Below are 522 nucleotides of genomic sequence, written 5' to 3'. Positions count from 1 at the left end.
CAGACACTTTTATTATACTTTCCAAATTTTCTAATGATTCTGTATTTTCTATTTTTGACACAATTCCAACATGCTGAAAATTATTATCATCTAATATCTTTCTAAGTCTTATAACATCTTCTGCTCTTCTTACAAAACTCATACCCAAATAATTAGCACCGTTTTTAGCAGCAAATAAAGCATCACTAACATCTTTTTCTGTTARMACYTCTGTTGTTACATGAGCACCAGGCAAATTAATACCCTTACTGCTTAATATAGTACCTCCAGTTATAACCTTACATACAACAAGTTTTGAAGCCTCATCACTAGATTCCACTATAAGCTGTATAGTACCGTCAGCTATCAAAAGCAATGAACCGCTCTTTACATCATGAGCAATGTTTTCATGCGTAGTAGGTATTATGCTTTCATCATTAGTTTCTTTATGTCCGCTTAATTTTACAATGTCGCCTTCTTTTACAGTGATATTCTCTTTTAGCTTACCTATTCTTATTTTAGGTCCCTGCAAATCTGCTAATA

1 protein-coding gene is annotated in these 522 nt (G+C 32.6%); it reads right to left on the bottom strand.

Translation table 11 applies throughout. The annotated features are described in order from the left end of the window. The coding region (locus GQX97_RS14575) for a pyruvate kinase (protein WP_232473454.1) at positions 1 to 522 on the bottom strand (522 nt) is incomplete at both ends.

This window comes from Brachyspira sp. SAP_772 (genome assembly GCF_009755885.1).
Classification (GTDB): Bacteria; Spirochaetota; Brachyspiria; order Brachyspirales; family Brachyspiraceae; genus Brachyspira.
The sequence above is the reverse complement of the archived record's forward strand: the minus strand, read 5'-3'. Positions and strand labels throughout refer to the sequence as shown.